This window comes from Chryseobacterium sp. BGARF1 (genome assembly GCF_001677955.1).
Classification (GTDB): Bacteria; Bacteroidota; Bacteroidia; order Flavobacteriales; family Weeksellaceae; genus Chryseobacterium.
The window spans coordinates 22,404-40,999 of the sequence record NZ_LELA01000081.1 but is presented as its reverse complement, the minus strand read 5'-3'; the positions used below and the strand labels follow the sequence as shown (position 1 = coordinate 40,999).

The window sequence follows — 18,596 nt, the reverse complement described above, 5'->3', positions numbered from 1 at the left end:
TTATGGCGAGAATTTCAGGTATTGATTTACCAAAAAACAAAAGAGGTGTTATCGGTTTAACTTACATCTATGGAGTTGGAAGAAGTACTTCTTCTGAAATCCTTAAGGCTGCCGGTATCAGCGAAGACAAGAAAGTCAACGAATGGAATGACGATGAATTGGCTGCAATCAGAACTTATATCTCAGAAAACATTAAAGTGGAGGGAGAGCTTAGATCTGAAGTGCAATTGAACATTAAGCGATTAATGGACATAGGATGCCAACGAGGAATACGTCACAGACTAGGACTACCTTTAAGAGGCCAGAGAACGAAAAACAACTCGAGAACCCGTAAAGGAAAGAGAAAAACAGTTGCTAACAAGAAAAAAGCAAGTAAATAATCGTTAGGAATTATGGCAAAACAAACTAAAGTAGTTAAAAAAAGAAAAGTAAAAGTTGAGGCTATTGGTGAAGCGCATATTCAAGCTTCTTTCAATAACATCATCATTTCTTTAACAAATAAAAGCGGAGAGGTTATCTCTTGGGCATCTGCCGGTAAAATGGGGTTCAGAGGTTCTAAAAAGAACACTCCTTTTGCTGCTCAAATGGCAGCAGAAAATTGCTCTACTGTAGCTCACGAAGCGGGTCTTAGAAGAGTAAAGGTGTATGTGAAAGGTCCTGGTGCAGGTAGAGAGTCTGCTATCAGAACTATTCACAATTCAGGTATCGAAGTTAGCGAAATTATTGACGTTACTCCAATGCCACACAATGGATGTAGACCACCGAAAAGAAGAAGAGTTTAATTTTTAGAATTTACCCATTATGGCAAGATATATTGGACCTAAAACTAAGATTGCTAGAAAGTTTGGTGCTGCAATCTACGGAGATGATAAAAACTTCGAGAAAAGAAAAAACCAACCGCCAGGACAACATGGCGTTAACAAAAGAAGAGGAGCAAAGAAATCAGAATATGCTGTCCAGTTGATGGAAAAGCAAAAAGCTAAATATACTTACGGTATTTTAGAGAGACAATTTGCAAACTTATTTGAAAAAGCACACAGAAGTAAAGGAGTAACTGGGGAAGTACTATTACAACTTTGCGAATCAAGATTGGATAACGTTGTTTACAGATTAGGTTTTGCTAAAACTAGATCTGGAGCAAGACAGTTAACTTCTCACAGACACATTACTGTGAATGGTGAGATCCTTAACATTCCATCTTATTTAGTGAAAGCTGGTGATGTAATCGCTGTAAGAGAAAAATCTAAGTCTCTTGAAGTTGTTGCTGATGCTTTGGCATCAAAAGCAAATTATGAGTGGTTACAGTTCAATGACGAGAAAAAAGAAGGTACCTTCATTTCTGCTCCTGAAAGAATCCAAATCCCGGAAGACATCAAGGAACAGCTTATCGTCGAACTTTACTCTAAATAATTTTTTAATCAAATTTTTGCTCAACCCAATAATATGGCAATTTTACAATTCATAAAACCCGATAAAGTAATTCTACTTAACTCTGATGAATTTAAAGGTCAATTCGAATTTCGTCCTTTAGAACCAGGTTTCGGGCTTACAATCGGTAATGCTTTGAGAAGAGTGTTGCTTTCTTCTCTGGAAGGATACGCTATTTCATCTATCAAAATAGAAGGTGTAGAGCACGAATTTTCAACTATCCCAGGAGTAATTGAAGACGTTACCGAAATTATTCTTAACCTTAAGCAAGTAAGACTTAAAGCTACAGCAGAAAACCAGGCTTCAGAGCAGGTGGTTGCTAAAGTTTCTGGTCAAACTGTTATTACTGCTGGAGACTTAGGACAGTCTATCAACGGATTTGAAATCTTGAATCCTGAATTGATGATCTGTAACCTAAACTCGGATGTCACTTTTGAAATTACGTTCAACATAGAAAAGGGAAGAGGGTATGTTCCTTCCGAACAAAATAAGTCAAACAATGCTCCTGTAGGAACTATTGCTATTGACTCTATCTTTACGCCGATCAAAAAAGTACAGTATAGTATTGAAAATTACCGTGTAGAGCAAAAAACAGACTACGAAAAACTTGTATTAGATATAGAAACTGATGGCTCTATAAGCCCTCAGAATGCTTTAACTGAAGCTTCTAAGATATTAATTTATCACTTCATGTTGTTCTCTGATGAGAGAATCACGTTGGAGACTGAAGCTGTAAAAGCATCTATCCAGTACGATGAAGAAACTCTTCACACAAGACAATTACTTAAGTCTAAATTAGCAGATATGGATCTTTCTGTAAGAGCCCTAAACTGTCTGAAAGCAGCTGAAGTAGAAACTCTTGGTGAGCTTGTTTCTTACAGTAAGTCTGATTTGATGAAATTCAGAAATTTTGGTAAAAAATCTTTGACAGAACTAGAAGAATTGGTGCATTCAAAAGGTCTTAACTTCGGTTTTGACGTTGCAAAATATAAATTAGACGCTGATAATTAAATAATAATGAGACACGGTAAAAAATTCAATCACTTAGGAAGAACTTCTTCTCACAGAAGCGCGTTACTTTCTAATATGGCTTGTTCTCTAATTGAGCATAAGAGAATCAACACTACTGTAGCTAAAGCTAAAGCTTTAAGAGTATATGTTGAGCCTCTATTAACAAAGGCAAAAGAAGATACTACACACAATAGAAGAATTGTTTTTTCATATCTTCAAAGTAAAGAGGCTGTTACTGAACTTTTCAGATCAGTAGCTCCAAAAATCGCAGAAAGAAACGGAGGTTATACAAGAATCATCAAAACTGGTTTCAGAAAAGGTGATGCTGCTGACATGGCTCTTATCGAGCTTGTTGATTTCAACGAACTTTACAATCCTAATGCTGAGGAGAAAAAGACGACAAGAAGAAGTAGAAGATCTACTACTGCAAAAGTAGCTGTTGAAGCTGCTCCTGTAGCAGAAGAAAAAGTTGAAGAGGCTAAAGCTGAATCAACAGATTCTACTGAAGAAAAAGCTGGAGAATAATATTCATTCAGATATATAAAAAAACCGTTCAGATTTCTGAGCGGTTTTTTTTGTGCTTTAAATTTTAGTTCTTTCCAATTCTATAATATTTTTTCCTTGATGAATGATTAAGCTATCTCCTTTTACAGTAGCAGTCATATCATCTTTTTTATAAATTGTTTCATGTACTTTAGTTTCAGATTTTTCCAATACGAATGTTTTATTGTTATTGGTAATAGAAACCGTTCTGTTTTTAGGGTCATAATTGAAAACTACTTTTACCAAAGACTTGTCGGTCGCTTTGTAAACGAAATCTGTTTTTATGCTTTTATTACCTTCAATATCGGTTTTATACGCAATCGTAGAATCTATAGCTCCATTATCAGTAAGAATTTCTGTGGGTGCTGGATCAGCTTTTATAACTTCTTTATTCTCTTCTTTCTTGCAAGCAATTATTAAAGATGACATTATAGTGACTGTAATAATTTTTTTAATCATAATATTTAAATTTATCTGTTGTAGTGCATATTGTTACTAATGTAAAATTAACTAAAATTTAACTCATATTTAAAGAAAAGAGGCCGCTAATTAAGTGAAAAAAATTAATTTTTGAGTAAATTTGTATAAACTATAAAATAGACAAAAAATGAGTTACATTTCTTACATAGAAGCGAGACAAATTTTGGATTCAAGAGGAAATCCTACAGTTGAAGTTGATGTATTTACGGAAGGTGGTGCGATGGGTCGTGCAGCTGTTCCTTCAGGTGCATCTACAGGAGAGCATGAAGCAGTTGAATTGCGTGATGGCGGTTCAGAATGGATGGGAAAAGGTGTTTCTAAAGCTGTAGAAAATGTAAGAGAAGTAATTGCACCAGAATTGGTGGGTCTTCCGGTTTTTGATCAGAATCTTATCGACCAGATTATGATCGAATTGGATGGTACAAACAATAAAGGAAACTTAGGAGCAAATGCTATTCTTGGTGTTTCTTTAGCTGCTGCAAAAGCTGCTGCTGCTGAGCTTAAAATGCCTTTATACAAATATATTGGTGGTGTAAATGCAAATACACTTCCGGTTCCAATGATGAATGTGATTAATGGTGGTTCTCACTCAGATGCACCGATTGCTTTCCAGGAATTTATGGTAATGCCGGTAAAAGCTGATTCTTTCTCTCATGCATTGAGAAAAGGAACTGAGATTTTCCATAACCTGAAATCTATTCTTCATTCAAGAGGTCTTTCTACTGCGGTAGGTGACGAAGGTGGTTTTGCACCAACTTTCAAAGGAACTGAAGATGCTTTAGATACTTTGCTTCAGGCAATTGAAAAAGCAGGTTACAAACCTGGTGACGATGTAATGATTGCATTAGACTGTGCAGCTTCAGAATTCTACAAAGACGGAATTTACGATTACAGAAAATTCCAGACTGCAGATGCGCCTCAGTTCTCAAGCAGCGAGCAGGTTTCTTACCTTGCTGAGTTGGCAAACAAATATCCAATTATCTCTATCGAAGATGGTATGCAGGAAAATGACTGGGAAGGTTGGAAAATGTTAACTGATAAAATTGGTGACAGAGTACAGCTAGTTGGTGACGATTTATTCGTAACCAATGTTGAAAGATTATCAAGAGGGGTAAATGAAGGAATTGCAAACTCAATCTTGGTTAAAGTAAACCAAATTGGTTCTCTTACTGAAACAATGGATGCAGTACAAATGGCTCAGCACAACAGGTTTACTTCAGTAATGTCTCACAGATCTGGTGAAACTGAAGATTCTACTATTGCTGATCTTGCGGTTGCGATGAACTGTGGTCAAATCAAAACTGGTTCGGCTTCTAGATCAGACAGAATGGCAAAATACAACCAATTATTAAGAATCGAAGAAGCTTTAGGAGATACAGCTTATTTCCCAGGATTGGATGCTTTTAAAATCAAAAGATAATTCATTGAATTTATAAATAACGGCAAGCGAAATTTTTTGTTTGCCGTGTTTTATAATTAATAGTATATTTAAACAAAATAAATTAAATAATGTCAGACAACAAAGTGGTATTGAATTACGACGGTAATTCGTATGAATATCCTATCGTAGATAGTACAATAGGAGACAGAGGAATAGATATTTCAAAATTAAGAGACCAAACGGGTCTTATTACCTTAGATTTAGGGTACAAAAATACAGGTGCTACATTAAGCGAGATCACTTATCTTGATGGTGACCAGGGAGAATTGTTCTATAGAGGTTATCCTATCGAGCAAATCGCTGAAAAATCAAACTTTACTGAGGTAATGTATCTTTTATTACACGGTGAATTGCCTACAGAAGATCAGCTTGCTACTTTCAACGGTAACATCAAAAAATATAACTTCGTAGCAGAGGAGATGAAAAAGATCATCGATGCTTTCCCTCGTTCTGCTCACCCAATGGGAGTTTTGTCTACTTTAACTTCTGCGTTAACAGCATTTAACCCTAAATCGGTTAATGTACAGTCTAAAGAAGAGATGGATCTTGCAGCAGAATTATTGATTGCTAAATTTGCTCACCTTGCAGCTTGGACGTACAGAAAAACTCTTGGTTTACCATTAAACCACGGAGATAACAGCCTTGATTATGTAGAAAACTTCTATAAAATGGCTTTCAGATTACCAAACGAAGAGTTTGTAATCAATCCTGTAGTTACTGCTGCTTTAAATAAATTGTTAATCCTTCACGCTGACCACGAGCAAAACTGTTCTACATCTACAGTAAGAATGGTAGGTTCTGCTCACACAGGTCTTTTTGCTTCAGTTTCTGCTGGTATTTCTGCACTTTGGGGACCACTTCACGGTGGTGCAAACCAAGCGGTTATCGAAATGCTTGAATTAATCGAAAAAGACGGTGGTGATGTTAACAAATGGGTAGCTAAAGCGAAAGATAAAAACGATAGCTTCCGTTTGATGGGATTCGGACACAGAGTATACAAAAACTTCGACCCAAGAGCAAAAATCATCAAAAAAGCAGCAGACGATTTGTTAGCAGCTTTAGGAATTGAAGACAAAGCGCTTGATATTGCAATGCAGTTAGAAAAAGTAGCTCTTGAAGACGAATACTTCATCGAAAGAAAATTATATCCAAACGTAGATTTCTATTCTGGAATCATCTACAGAGCATTAGGAATTCCTACAGAAATGTTTACAGTAATGTTTGCATTAGGAAGACTTCCGGGATGGATCGCTCAATGGAAAGAAATGAGACTAAAAGGAGACCCAATCGGAAGACCAAGACAGGTTTACCAAGGAGCTCAAAAAAGAGATTATATCGATATTGCAAACAGATAATATTGTTTTCTCAGATAAATATAAATCCCAAAGTTTTTTGCTTTGGGATTTTTTGTATTAATTATTTGAGATAAAAACTAGTTTTATAATTACATCATCATTGCTGTCCGATAAAAATTAAAATACAATTAATAGGTCGCTCCTCTGGAACTATATTTGATCCCATCGGGATTTACTGTTAATAGAAAAAATGAAGTTTACAAAAGCAAAGCTCCAGCGGAGCGACCTTTTAATTTATCCTATAAACACTATATAAGTCAATTTGTTTGTGTTTTTCATCGGAAACAATGTTATATAATATATTCTATTTTTTCATTGAAAATTTAAAAATCAAATCATGTAATGCTTAGTAGGTGAAAAATATTCCTAATAAATAATATTTTACAAGATTATCTAAATTTGGATATAAGAAATTTATTAAATTTACGATTCGTAAAATGGTAATAAACAATGAGTTTCGGACAACAGATGTTATTTTTTTTCAGCGTAATAGGAGCTTTTAACGGGCTTCTGCTTGGGATTTACCTATTGTTTGTGAAAAAAATGAAACATATTCCGGATTTCTTCTTAGGATTAATTTTATTGACATTAAGCATCCGTGTAGGAATTTCTGTATGTATTTATTTTTATCCGGATTGGCCTAAAATTATTCCACTTTTTGGTTTATCGGCCCTGTTTTTTACTGGTCCGGCTTTGTACTATTATGTCCGTTCTTCTTTTTTACAAGAACAGTTTAATCTTAAAAATGCTGGAAATTCGTTTGGTATTCTAACACTTATTCTTGGTGCAGTTGGTCTCTTGTATTTAATTTTCCCTATTACCTGGAATGAAAATTTTGCGAGATTTATTTATGGTGTTTGGACGGTTTTTATTTTTCTATCGGTTTATGAATATTTTATTTTTTCAAAAAAAGAAGCTAAAAAACCTAGTCAACTTCTCCTTCCTATTTTAGCAAGTAATGTGATCATCTTTTTAGCATATCAACTGATGTCTACAGGATTGATCCAAGTATATTGTGCGGGCGGAAGTCTTGTTTTTTCTTTGCTTTTATATGGAAATGTTTTGATCTTTTTCAACAGTAAAAACAAATCGACAACTGTAAAAGAAGAAAGTAAATATTCCAATAAAAAGATACCTAATCAACAGGCTGAAAACTTTGTTTCAAAATTAGAAAGGTTGATGAATATGGAAGAATTATATAAAAATCCAAATTTGAAATTAAGTGATCTGGCTTTGAAAATGAATATTTCAACACATCAGCTTTCACAATTACTAAATGATAATTTGGGTAAAAGTTTTTCCACTTACATCAATGAATACAGAATCAATGAAGCGTGTGAAAAAATTGAAAATGGATCTTATCTTAAAATTGAAGAGATCGGATATGAAGTAGGATTCAATTCTAAATCTACATTCTTTTCTACTTTCAAGAAAATAATGAGTACAACACCGCTATTGTATAAACAATCTCAAACGACTTCTGATACAAGGTTTCAGGGTTCAAATTTATAATTCTGTACTTCGGAATTTAAACTTCAAAACCTCATTTTCGTCCACATCCAATACTTTTGGTTTCATAAAATTTAAAGCTTATGAACTCCAAATTATGGATCTTTATCCTATTGTTATTCTTATCATTTTTTGCAAAGTCTCAGGAAATTCTCAATGCGAAAGTTCCCGATTCTATACAACAAAAAGATTCGGTCGCAACAATTTCAGAAGTTATTATTCAGTCTTCTCGTAGAGGTCTAAAACTCAATCAAGGAAATATTGTGATGAGCGTTTCCGGGAATAAAGATTTTAAAACATCAACAAATATTCTCGAAGTTCTAAGAAAAACTCCGGGTGTGACGGTAGATTCTGAAGACGGAATTTTTATTGGCGGAAGAATTAGCCCTGCAATTTTTATCAATGGAAAACCTGTTGTCATGAGCACTCAGGAATTACAGTCTTATTTAAGGTCTCTGTCACCGGAAATGGTAGGATCCCTTGAAGTAAATACCAATCCATCTTCAAAATATGACGCCGAATTCAAAGGGATTATTGATATTAAATTAAAGAAAAACACCAATCTAGGATGGATAGGAAACTATATTGGAAACACCAGTATCAACAAATTTAATTATAAAGAAAATAGCCTTAATCTTTCTTATAACACAGAAAAAATAAGCTATAATGTACAGTTCGGTTACAACAATGGGATCTCAACATACCGCTATAATGCTCTTCAGCGTTTAGCAAATACGAACGTTATGAGAACGCAGACCTATCAAAAAGATGACGTAGAAATTTATACTTTTCAGATGGGAATCGATTATAAATTAAATGATAAAAATAGGTTTGGAGTAAATGGAAGGGGTAACTTCAGAGACAGTGAGCGGATTCGTCTAGGCTCATTGTATACGGTCAATAAAGATGAAACCCAGTTGATTTTTAATACAGAAAGTAAAAACCCGATTAACTATTTTCAAGATAATTACGGAATAACTACAGATTATTCTTTCCAACATAAAAATTTTAAGCTAAACTTTTTAGGCAACTATCTTTCGGTTAAAAATAAGCAAGAAGATGATTTTCTGAATAGCGATAAGCCGACTTCACAGCTTTTATCCTATTGGAAATCTGATCTGCTCAACAAAATTAATATTTACACAGGGCAAATTGATGCTTCTCAGAAAATAGGAGAGGCCACTTTCGAGGCGGGTCTAAAATTGAGTGATACTAAGACGAATAATATGATCAGTTATGATACGTTGTCAATAAATAAACAATTTATTTTTGATCCGACGAGAAGCAATCAATTTTCATATAAAGAGAAAATATTTGCAGGATATTGGGCGTACAGTCAGAAATTTAATAAGTTTCAGATCAATGCAGGATTGAGATTTGAAAATACTCAAAGTATTTCTAATGCGGTAACCGTAGATTCTGTGGTCTCAAGGAATTATCTGAAATGGTTGCCTTCTTTTAGTGCAAGTTATGCCTTCAACAAATCTAGTGAGCTTTCATTGTCTTACAGTAGAAAAATTACAAGACCGGTTTTCTCGCAGCTTAATCCGTTCAGGTTTTATTACAGTCCGTTGAATTATTGGATTGGAAATCCTTACCTGCAACCTTCTTTTACCAATCAGATTAAAGCAGCTTATCGATATAAAAATTGGGTTACAAGTTTTACTATTGGGAAAGAAACAGATGTGATGACTCGGTATCCTATCTACGATCCCAAAACGAATGTGCTTGAATTTTTAGGAACCAACCTACCTTATCGCAATTTTGCCAGTTTAGAAATGAGTTTTCCTATAAAAATAGCAAAATGGTGGAACATAAATACCCAGTTTGCGGGATACTACAATTACGAATTCAGACCGTATCTGGATGAAGTTTTTGCATTGAAAATTTATAATTATGAGGTAAGATTGAATCAGGTCTTTTCTTTATCTAAAGGCTATACAATTAATCTTTTTTCAAATTATGAATCTAAAACCGGGAATAGTTTATATATAATTAAGCCAAGATATACCGTGGATATTTCAGTGCAAAAATCATGGCTTGATAATAAACTGAATACGAAAATAAGCTTTAACAATATTTTCGATTCTTACGACCAACGATTAGAATTTAGGCATAAACAAATCATGGATACCCGATTTACACACTGGTGGGATACCCAAAAGTTGATCTTGTCATTAAGTTACAATTTTGGAAGCTCAAAATATCAGATGAAAAATATACAAAAGTCAGAGGAAGAAAACAGAACCAGGTAAACGAAACCATCTTTTGTATAAGCCGATCTTTAGTTTTAATTATAAGGAAAAAAGGTCGCATAATTAATATGTTTTAGACCTTGTTTATATTTTAAAGGAAAAAAGAGAGTAAATCTCGAGTGATTTTTTGGATATAGGCAAAGAATAAACAACTTTTTCATAAATAAATATCTGGAAAATGTTTTTATATCAAAAGTAAATACTTGTTATTTTAGAAAGCGCAAGTATTAAAACTTGATATAAAATAATTTTTAGTGTAAAATACTACTTTCATTGATAAAACATTTTAAAACTTTCAGCATCACATGGGTTTGATTATATTTGCTTAATTCTCATTCTTTATGAAATTAAATATTAAAAACGAAACCGGAAGACTGAGGTCTGTGGTTTTAGGTCAACCCAATTCTATGGGAGGTGTTCCTACTTTGGAAGAAAGTTATGATGCCAAGTCATATTACACCATAGAGCACAACAACTATCCGAAAGAAGAAGATATCATTAACGAAATGAATGCTTTTGAAGCGGTTTTAAAAAAATATGATGTTCAGGTTTTCCGCCCGGATATTATTGAAGATTATAATCAGGTCTTTGCAAGAGATGTTGCTTTTGTGATCGATGATAAAATGATCATCTCTAATGTAATTGCCGACAGAGCAGACGAGCAGGAAGCTTACAAAAAAGTTTTTGAAGAAGTGGCCTGGAGAAAAATTATCAATCTTCCGGAAACAGCTCACATTGAAGGTGGAGATGTCATTGTGTGGAATGATTTTATTTTCATTGGAACGTGCTTCAGCGAAGATTATAGAAATTATAAAACGGCAAGAACCAACGAATACGCCATTGAAATTCTTAAAGAATATTTTCCTAAAAAGAGAATCATTGATCTTGAATTAAAGAAAAATGATAAAGAACCTTATCAGGGAATTTTGCATTTAGATTGTACCTTTAATCCGATTGGTACAGATAAGTGTATTATTTACAAGAACGGTTTTGTTGACGAAAGCGATTACAATCTGATCATTGATATCTTCGGTGAAGAAAATTGTTTCCACGTAACGGATGAAGAAATGTTTGAAATGTTTCCAAATATTTTCTCTATTTCTCCTGAAGTTGTAGTTTCAGATAAAGCTTTCACAAGAATGAACAATCATTTGAGAGATGTTTGGGGAATGACCGTTGAAGAAATTCCTTACAGAGAGATCTCTAAAATGGGAGGCTTGTTGAGATGTTCTACGATGCCTTTGGTGAGAGATTAATTATGTTGGAGAGTTTTAGCGAATTTTTTTAATCTTTCAATCATTTAATTTTTAAATTGATAAAATGCAGACAACAGATACAGTACTAATGATAGAGCCGATCGCATTCGGTTATAATGCAGAAACGGCAGAGAATAATTATTTTCAGGTAGAGCAGAAAGGTGCAGATATTCAGTCAAAAGCTTTGGCTGAATTTAAAATTTTTGTTGAAAAACTGAGAAACAAAGGAGTTAACGTGATTACCGTTAAAGACACCATCGATCCACATACTCCGGATTCTATTTTTCCAAACAATTGGGTAAGTTTCCACAAGGATGGAAAAGTGGTTTTATATCCGATGTTCGCTTCAAACAGAAGAGTAGAGCGAAGAGAAGATATTATCGAGACAATCAAAGATCAAGGTTTTGAAGTTTCTGAAATTGATGATTGGTCATTGCCTGAAATTCAGGGACATTTTTTGGAAGGAACGGGAAGTATGATCTTCGATCATGACAACAGAATTGCCTACGGATCGATTTCTTTAAGGCTTGATGAAGGTTTATTCAGAGAGTTTTGTACTAAATACAGATTTACACCTGTTGTTTTCCATTCGTTTCAAACGGTTGGAGAAGAGAGACTTCCAATTTATCATACCAATGTAATGATGTGTGTTGCAGATCAATTCGTGGTAATTTGTCTTGACTGTATTGATTCTGAATTGGAAAGAAGTAAAGTCATTGAAACCATTAAGAATTCAGGAAAAGAGATCATTGAAATTTCTGAAGAACAAATGCAGCAATTTGCTGGGAACATGCTTCAGGTACAGAATAAAGATGGTGAAAAGTATTTGGTGATGAGTCAGACTGCATACCAGTCTTTGAATGCTGAACAAATTTCAAATATCGAAAAATATTGCGAGATCATCTATTCAGATCTAAATACGATTGAAGTAAACGGAGGCGGAAGCGCAAGATGTATGTTAGCTGAGGTTTTTTTACCTAAAAAATAAAGCATTTTAATTCAAATAGATTATAACTTCTGGCTTTCTAAAGGTCAGAAGTTTTTTATGCTTAGATACGAAGCAAACCGTTTAAAAAACTTTAAATTTGTAGAAATATAAAGTTTGATTATGAGTAAGAGATTATATTTCAGCATGGTAATACTTCTATGCTTTTTTTCGAATGCGCAGCAAAAAACGTATTGCAATCCTATTAATATCGATTATGGCTATACGCCTTTTGAAGTTTTTTCAAAACAAGGAAAGCATCGTGCAACTGCAGATCCTGTGATTGTTAACTTTCAAAAAAAGCTTTTCCTTTTTTCAACCAATCAGGAAGGGTATTGGTACAGCGATAATATGCTCGACTGGAAATTTGTGAAAAGAAAATTCCTGAGAGACAATAAATATACGCACGATCTGAACGCTCCTGCAGTTTGGGCGATGAAAGATACGTTATACGTTTACGGCTCTACCTGGGAACAGGATTTTCCGATTTGGAAATCTACCAATCCTACAAAAGACGACTGGAAAATTGCTGTAGATACTTTAAAAGTGGGAGCTTGGGATCCTGCTTTTCATTATGATGAAGACAAAAATAAACTCTATTTGTATTGGGGATCTAGCAACGAGTGGCCTCTTTTAGGAACTGAAGTGAAAGTTAAAAACTTACAGTCTGAAGGTTTTGTAAAACCTATTTTAAGATTAAAACCAGAAGATCACGGTTGGGAAAGATTCGGTGAATATAATGACAATGTTTTCTTGCAACCTTTTGTGGAAGGAGCTTGGGTAACCAAATATAAAGACAAATATTACATGCAGTATGGTGCTCCGGCAACAGAATTCAGCGGATATTCTGACGGAGTGTATGTTTCTAAAAACCCGTTGGAAGGTTACGAATACCAACAGCATAATCCGTTTTCTTATAAACCAGGAGGTTTTGCAAGAGGAGCGGGGCACGGTGCTACTTTTGAAGATAATTTTAAGAACTGGTGGCATGTTTCTACCATTTTTATTTCCACTAAAAATAATTTTGAAAGACGTCTAGGAATCTGGCCTGCAGGTTTTGATAAAGATGATGTGATGTACACCAATACTGCTTATGGTGATTATCCGACTTTGCTTCCGCAGTTTGCGCAGGGAAAAGATTTTTCGAAAGGACTTTTCACCGGTTGGATGTTGTTGAATTATAACAAGCCCGTTCAGGTTTCGTCCACTTTAGGTGGTTATCATTCTAATAATGCGGTAGATGAAGATATTAAAACCTATTGGAGTGCAAAAACCGGAAATTCAGAAGAATGGTTTCAGACCGATTTAGGTGAAGTTTCTACCATTAATGCAATCCAGATAAATTATGCAGATCAGGATGTTGAGTTTATGGGAAAAACGGAAGGTAAAATGCATCAGTATAAAATATTTGGTTCCAATGACGGTAAAAAATGGAAAGTAATTGTTGATAAAAGTAAGAACACAAAAGATGTTCCTCACGATTATGTAGAATTAGAAAAACCAGCCGAAGCAAGATTTTTAAAAATGGAAAATCTGAAAATGCCGACCGGAAAATTTGCATTAAGCGGTTTCAGAGTTTTTGGAAAAGGAGCGGGTGCAAAACCTGCGAAAGTTCAAAACTTTGTTCCGTTAAGAGCCGACCCGAAAAAATATGGTGAAAGAAGAAGCATCTGGATGAAATGGCAGCAAAATTCAGAAGCCGATGGTTATGTTATTTATTGGGGAAAATCTCCGGATAAATTATACGGGAGCATTATGGTGTACGGTAAAAACGAGTATTTCTTTACTGGAGCAGATAGAGTAGATTCTTATTATTTCCAGATAGAAGCATTTAATGCGAATGGAGTTTCTGAGAGAACGGAAGTTGTGAAGTCTGAATAAACTTTAAAATATTTAATTAAATAATAAAACGCTTTGAAATTTTTCAGGGCGTTTTATTTTTGTCAATTTGCTTTAAAAACTCACTAATCGAATTGATTACAAACGGAGCATTTTTCTCATTCGCCCAATCGAGATGTCCACCGGGAAATTCGAAAGATTGATTAAAAACACCGTTTTTGTTTAAAGCTGGATCTAAAATATTTTTTTGTGACAATGGAATTACAGTGTCATTATTTCCGTAAAAAGATAGGGTTGGTGGAGCCGTTTTAGCAATCCAATAAACTGGGCTTGCAAAATTTTCCATAGAAATTCCCTTAGAAAGTATAGCTGGATCAACCAAATGATTTTCTACAAATGAATAATCATAATAATTTTTAAAACTTGGATCTGATAAATCGGCTGGACCGACGATATTTATCACTGCTTTTATTCTTTTATTATAATCAAATTTATATGAATAAAGCATAGATAAATGACCACCTGCACTGTTTCCGAGAAGAATAATATTGGGTTTATATTTTAATGTTTTCTCTAAAAATAAAATTACGTTATCAATATCATCGGTCTGGTTTGGAATGCCGAAACGATTTTCTGAAGCCAATCTGTAATTAATGTTCGCAAAAACACTTTTAGGGAATTTCTCCATCATCGATAAAGTGAAATAAGTAAGCTGAGATTTGTTTCCTCCCTTCCAACCTCCACCATGAATGATGATGAATAGGTCTTTATTTTGTTGGGTGTTTTTGGGAATATATAAATCTAATTTTTGTTCGGAATTATTTCCGTAAGAGACATCCATTTGTTTATCGAAAGTAATGTCTTTACTTATATTTACTGTTTTTTCTTTACAACTCAACAGTAAAACGAAAAATAAAAGGGCTAAAAATTTATTCATACTTAAATATAAACGAAACCCACCAATTTCTTGGCAGGTTTCTGTACAAAATAAAATATATGAAGATTGAATGTTAACGTGTTCTGCTTTTAATAGCGTCTGATGCGCCTTCGATGTCTCTTACTTTTTTCACTTTCTGGTTTCCGAAATTATAAGTGATGCTGAATGTTCCGCCTCTTCTGAATTGGTCATTTCTTACGTAATTGTAATTTCCGTTGGCTTGGTAATCTTCAATTTCTACGATGTTGGTTCTAAGCACGTCGGTAATATTTAATGCAAAGGTCCAGTCGTTCCAGTTTTTCTTTAAACTTAAATCAAGGCTTGAAAGATTTTTAAGCATTCCCAATTCGATTTGTTGCTTGTCTACGAAGAAATAATTTACGCCCAAAAACCAGGTTTTCTTTTTATCTAAACGAATAGTGTTATTGGTTTGAATAAGAATACTTGTTGATTTTCTATTGTTAATATAAGTGTCAAAAACCTGCCCAGATGTAGGGTCTGTATTCAAAGTTCCGTTGTTTACATTGTGCTGTACTCCGATATTGAAATTGGTTGTCAAATATTGATTAAAAAATGTTTTGTTCATTCCCAACATTGCAGACATTTCTTGTTTGTCGCCAAAATTAGTTCTGATGTATGCCAATTGTCTGTACGTTACACCATCTCTTACAATATCTCTCTGAAGCGGAACTTGAGTAATTACATCTTTAAAGTAAGAATGATTTAAAATCAAGAAATAAGAATTTTTAAACATATAAGTCAATTCTTGATTATAAGTTGACGAAGCTTTTACAAAAGGGTTATTTTGAGTATAATTATCCTGCGTAAGAATATTTTTCACGGGATTCAGTTCCCAAAAACTTGGTCTTCTCATTCTGCTCGAAAATGCATACGAAATGTTATTTTTGTCATTAACTGTATAATTTAAGCTTAAATATGGAAGTAGATTGTTGTAGTTTCTTTCAAATTTCTGCATCTCTTTATTAGGGATTTCAGAGGTACCCAAGCTTTTTGTGATTTCGTATCTAGTTCCTACTTTTCCCGAAAATTTATCTGAAAATTTCTTTTCTAAAGTAATGTAAGCTCCATAGATCTGTTCGTCATAAATAAAATGATTAAGATCTGGTTTAGTGTTATTAAATTTTCCATTTTCATCATAATATTTGAAAAAATTCTTTGTATCATTATCCGTTTTAGTAGTATTAAAATTTCCTCCTACAGAAGCCGTAAAGTCATTTTTGAATTTTTTAATATAATCTACTGTACTTGAAAAATTGTTGACGATTTGAGGAAGATCCTGAATTACATTTTGTCTGAGTTGAGTAAAGCTTCCTGAAGTATCATGAACTAAAGTTCTGTTCTGTGAATTTTGAAATCTTTTATAGATAAGATAAGCGGCATTCAAATTTAATTTACTTCCTAAAGAATCTGTCTTTAATTCGTAGTTTAAATTAACTGAGTTATTATAATTTCTTGCGTTTTCAATATTGCTAGAGCGGGTAAGATCTGTTTTTGATAAACTTCCGTCTTTATTATAGACATTTAAATTATTTAAAAGTTCAACTGTTGAGCCATAACTTTTATTAGCCCAGGTATTCCAAGATAAAGCTAAATTACTTTTATCATTTAATTGATAGTCAAAGTTTAAATATCCACCAAGGTTTTTGTTAGGATCGTCAATATCCCCTGTTGATTCATTTTTTACGAGATCGGTTCCATTTCTTAAAATGTAACTTTGAGCCTGAATATTTTCTCCTCCGCTTAGATTTGCACTGATTCCAAGTTTATCTTTTCTGTAGTTTGCAGAGAAGCTTGCAGAACTGGCGTTGTATTTATTTTGAGTATTAGACATTCTCATGTTTCCGTTCAGGCCGTCGCTCATTTTCTTTTTAAGAATAATATTAATGATCCCGTCTGAAGATTCTACCTGAAATTCACTTCCAGGAACGGTAATGACTTCAATTTTCTGAATGTTTTCTGCGGGAGTATTTTTCAGAAACTGAGTAACAGACTCTGCATCCATATTAGTTTTTCTACCGTTAATGTAGATAAGGGCATTATTTTTCCCCACAATTTTTAAAGTTTTATCATCTGTTGTAGAAAGTAAAGGCGTTTGTCTCAATAGATCAAACGTCGTATTACCCTTTGTTACAGGAGATGCAGCTACATCATATACAAAACGGTCGCTTTGCTTTTTGAAAACTTGCTTTTTTAATACAACTTCTTCTATTTTTTGAGTTTTTACTGAATCTGATTTTTTTTCCTGGGCAAAAGTAAGTCCGCTAAAGAAAAGGGCTGCGATGAATATTTGAGTTTTCATAATTATATTTTTTAGTTTAGAAGCTTGTATTCCTTGTTATTTTACATTGCAAAGATATGTAATAAATATAGTATCATGCAATACAAAGTAGTGTAAATGTTTTTATTTTGATTGTAAATATTTGATTATCAATGGTTAAAATTTATTATTGGAATTTGTGGAATTTTGAGTTTCTACATAATAAGACAACTGTAACAGTAGATTTGTTACAGTTGAAGTGATTTTTTTTAAAAATTTAATTATTCCCTATCGAAACGCGCCAGCTTTTTGTCAATCCAAATTGTGGCAAAAGGAAAAAAGGCAGCGATGAGAGCAAAGACAGAATCTTCATCATCCCAAGTATATATTTTTCTTGTGGAAGGAAGAAATAGCAGGTAAAGCGTAAAAAATAATCCGTGAATACTCCCAATTGTGCTTATATATACAATCGGCAAAATACCTTCAGGGTCGACACGGATCCAGATCATCGCAGTAAAAAGGAAAAACCATGAAATGGCTTCAGCTAAACAGATTTGCTTAAACCACTTGATGACTTTTTCCTGACCATATTTTGCGAAAAACTTTTCTAAAAATTCCATTAAACAAAGATTAATTTTGACTAACAACTAACAACTAACAACTAACAACTAACAACTAACAACTATTTGTAAAAACTACTTCCATCCAAATATTCAAAAACTTCAGGCGGAAGCATCGGTCTTACATTTTTACCTTGCTGAATCATATTGCGAATTTCAGTTGCAGATAACTCAATCACAGGTGCTTTTACAAGCGAAATATTTTCGTGGTTTATGTATTTAGAATCTTTTTTGTCACCTTCAAAAACTCTAGGATAAACAATGATGTGATGATTTTTTATCAATAAATCAGAATTTTTCCATTTGTGTAAACTTCCAAGATTATCTTCACCCATTATTAAACTAAAAGAATAGTCTGGGTGTTTTTCTTTCAGATAGGTTAAAGTATCGATGGTGTAACTTGGTGTAGGAAGTGAGAACTCTACATTTGAAGCACGCATATCGGGATAATTTTTGATGGCAAGTTCTACCATGTCAAGCCTGTTGTGATCTTTCAGAAGTGACTTTTTTTCTTTAAAAGGATTTTGCGGACTCACTACAAACCACAATTCATTCATATCCGAATTTTCAAGAATATAGTTCGCCAATATCAAATGCCCGATATGAATTGGGTTAAATGATCCGAAAAATAAGCCGATTTTTTTCATTATTTCAGGGCT

17 protein-coding genes are annotated in these 18,596 nt (G+C 33.7%); 12 read left to right on the top strand and 5 right to left on the bottom strand.

Annotation, left to right across the window (positions count from 1 at the left end; genetic code table 11):
• Positions 1-2 precede the first annotated feature (2 nt).
• From rpsM to rplQ, 5 genes are read left to right on the top strand one after another with little or no spacing between them, the layout of a single operon-like run.
• On the top strand, positions 3-380 hold the full coding sequence (rpsM, locus tag AB671_RS15515; RefSeq protein WP_034678036.1) for a 30S ribosomal protein S13: 378 nt from the start codon (positions 3-5) through the stop codon (positions 378-380).
• A gap of 12 nt (positions 381-392) precedes the next feature.
• Positions 393-782, top strand: a complete 390-nt coding sequence (gene rpsK / locus AB671_RS15510; RefSeq protein WP_066679832.1) for a 30S ribosomal protein S11 — start codon at positions 393-395, stop codon at positions 780-782.
• A 19-nt stretch (positions 783-801) separates the two neighbouring features.
• A complete protein-coding gene (gene rpsD, locus AB671_RS15505; protein WP_066679831.1) occupies positions 802-1,410 on the top strand; it encodes a 30S ribosomal protein S4 in 609 nt (202 codons plus the stop codon).
• 33 nt (positions 1,411-1,443) lie between these two features.
• Positions 1,444-2,439, top strand: coding sequence for a DNA-directed RNA polymerase subunit alpha (locus AB671_RS15500; protein WP_066679830.1), 996 nt, complete (start codon positions 1,444-1,446; stop codon positions 2,437-2,439).
• 6 nt (positions 2,440-2,445) lie between these two features.
• Complete coding sequence (rplQ, locus tag AB671_RS15495) at positions 2,446-2,964, top strand: 50S ribosomal protein L17 (protein WP_066679829.1); 519 nt, start codon at positions 2,446-2,448, stop codon at positions 2,962-2,964.
• A 57-nt stretch (positions 2,965-3,021) separates the two neighbouring features.
• Here the strand turns inward: rplQ and AB671_RS15490 are convergent, their stop codons facing one another.
• Positions 3,022-3,441: a hypothetical protein gene (locus tag AB671_RS15490; protein WP_066679828.1), complete on the bottom strand. Its 420-nt coding sequence runs from the start codon at positions 3,439-3,441 to the stop codon at positions 3,022-3,024.
• A 148-nt stretch (positions 3,442-3,589) separates the two neighbouring features.
• Here AB671_RS15490 and eno point away from each other — a divergent pair, with 148 nt between their 5' ends.
• The 7 genes from eno (at position 3,590) to AB671_RS15455 (ending at position 14,144) form a co-directional block, all read left to right on the top strand.
• Positions 3,590-4,882: a phosphopyruvate hydratase gene (eno, locus tag AB671_RS15485; RefSeq protein WP_066679827.1), complete on the top strand. Its 1,293-nt coding sequence runs from the start codon at positions 3,590-3,592 to the stop codon at positions 4,880-4,882.
• A gap of 89 nt (positions 4,883-4,971) precedes the next feature.
• Positions 4,972-6,258 (top strand): citrate synthase, encoded by a 1,287-nt coding sequence (locus tag AB671_RS15480; RefSeq protein WP_066679826.1) that lies wholly within the window; start codon positions 4,972-4,974, stop codon positions 6,256-6,258.
• Positions 6,259-6,801: 543 nt separating this feature from the next.
• Positions 6,802-7,770 carry a helix-turn-helix domain-containing protein gene (locus AB671_RS15475; protein WP_228391046.1) on the top strand — a complete coding sequence of 323 codons (969 nt, stop codon included), beginning with the start codon at positions 6,802-6,804 and terminating at the stop codon, positions 7,768-7,770.
• 80 nt (positions 7,771-7,850) lie between these two features.
• Complete coding sequence (locus tag AB671_RS15470; RefSeq protein WP_066679824.1) at positions 7,851-10,022, top strand: TonB-dependent receptor domain-containing protein; 2,172 nt, start codon at positions 7,851-7,853, stop codon at positions 10,020-10,022.
• Positions 10,023-10,363: 341 nt separating this feature from the next.
• Entirely contained in the window at positions 10,364-11,278 is a 915-nt protein-coding gene (locus tag AB671_RS15465; RefSeq protein ID WP_066679823.1) for a dimethylarginine dimethylaminohydrolase family protein, read from the top strand.
• Between the two features lie 64 nt (positions 11,279-11,342).
• Positions 11,343-12,266, top strand: coding sequence for a citrulline utilization hydrolase CtlX (ctlX, locus tag AB671_RS15460; RefSeq protein ID WP_066679822.1), 924 nt, complete (start codon positions 11,343-11,345; stop codon positions 12,264-12,266).
• A gap of 120 nt (positions 12,267-12,386) precedes the next feature.
• The gene (locus AB671_RS15455) at positions 12,387-14,144 is read left to right on the top strand and encodes a discoidin domain-containing protein (protein ID WP_066679821.1); all 1,758 of its coding nucleotides are present in this window, start codon (positions 12,387-12,389) and stop codon (positions 14,142-14,144) included.
• Positions 14,145-14,187: 43 nt separating this feature from the next.
• On the opposite strand, the gene AB671_RS15450 is transcribed toward AB671_RS15455, so the two are convergent.
• From AB671_RS15450 to nadD, 4 genes are all read right to left on the bottom strand, one after another.
• Positions 14,188-15,039 carry an alpha/beta hydrolase gene (locus tag AB671_RS15450; RefSeq protein ID WP_066679820.1) on the bottom strand — a complete coding sequence of 284 codons (852 nt, stop codon included), beginning with the start codon at positions 15,037-15,039 and terminating at the stop codon, positions 14,188-14,190.
• A gap of 73 nt (positions 15,040-15,112) precedes the next feature.
• Positions 15,113-17,359: a TonB-dependent receptor domain-containing protein gene (locus AB671_RS15445; RefSeq protein ID WP_066679819.1), complete on the bottom strand. Its 2,247-nt coding sequence runs from the start codon at positions 17,357-17,359 to the stop codon at positions 15,113-15,115.
• Positions 17,360-17,598: 239 nt separating this feature from the next.
• Positions 17,599-17,937 carry a DUF3817 domain-containing protein gene (locus AB671_RS15440; protein WP_066679818.1) on the bottom strand — a complete coding sequence of 113 codons (339 nt, stop codon included), beginning with the start codon at positions 17,935-17,937 and terminating at the stop codon, positions 17,599-17,601.
• A 62-nt stretch (positions 17,938-17,999) separates the two neighbouring features.
• A complete protein-coding gene (gene nadD, locus AB671_RS15435) occupies positions 18,000-18,584 on the bottom strand; it encodes a nicotinate (nicotinamide) nucleotide adenylyltransferase (RefSeq protein WP_066679817.1) in 585 nt (194 codons plus the stop codon).
• Positions 18,585-18,596: the final 12 nt, after the last annotated feature.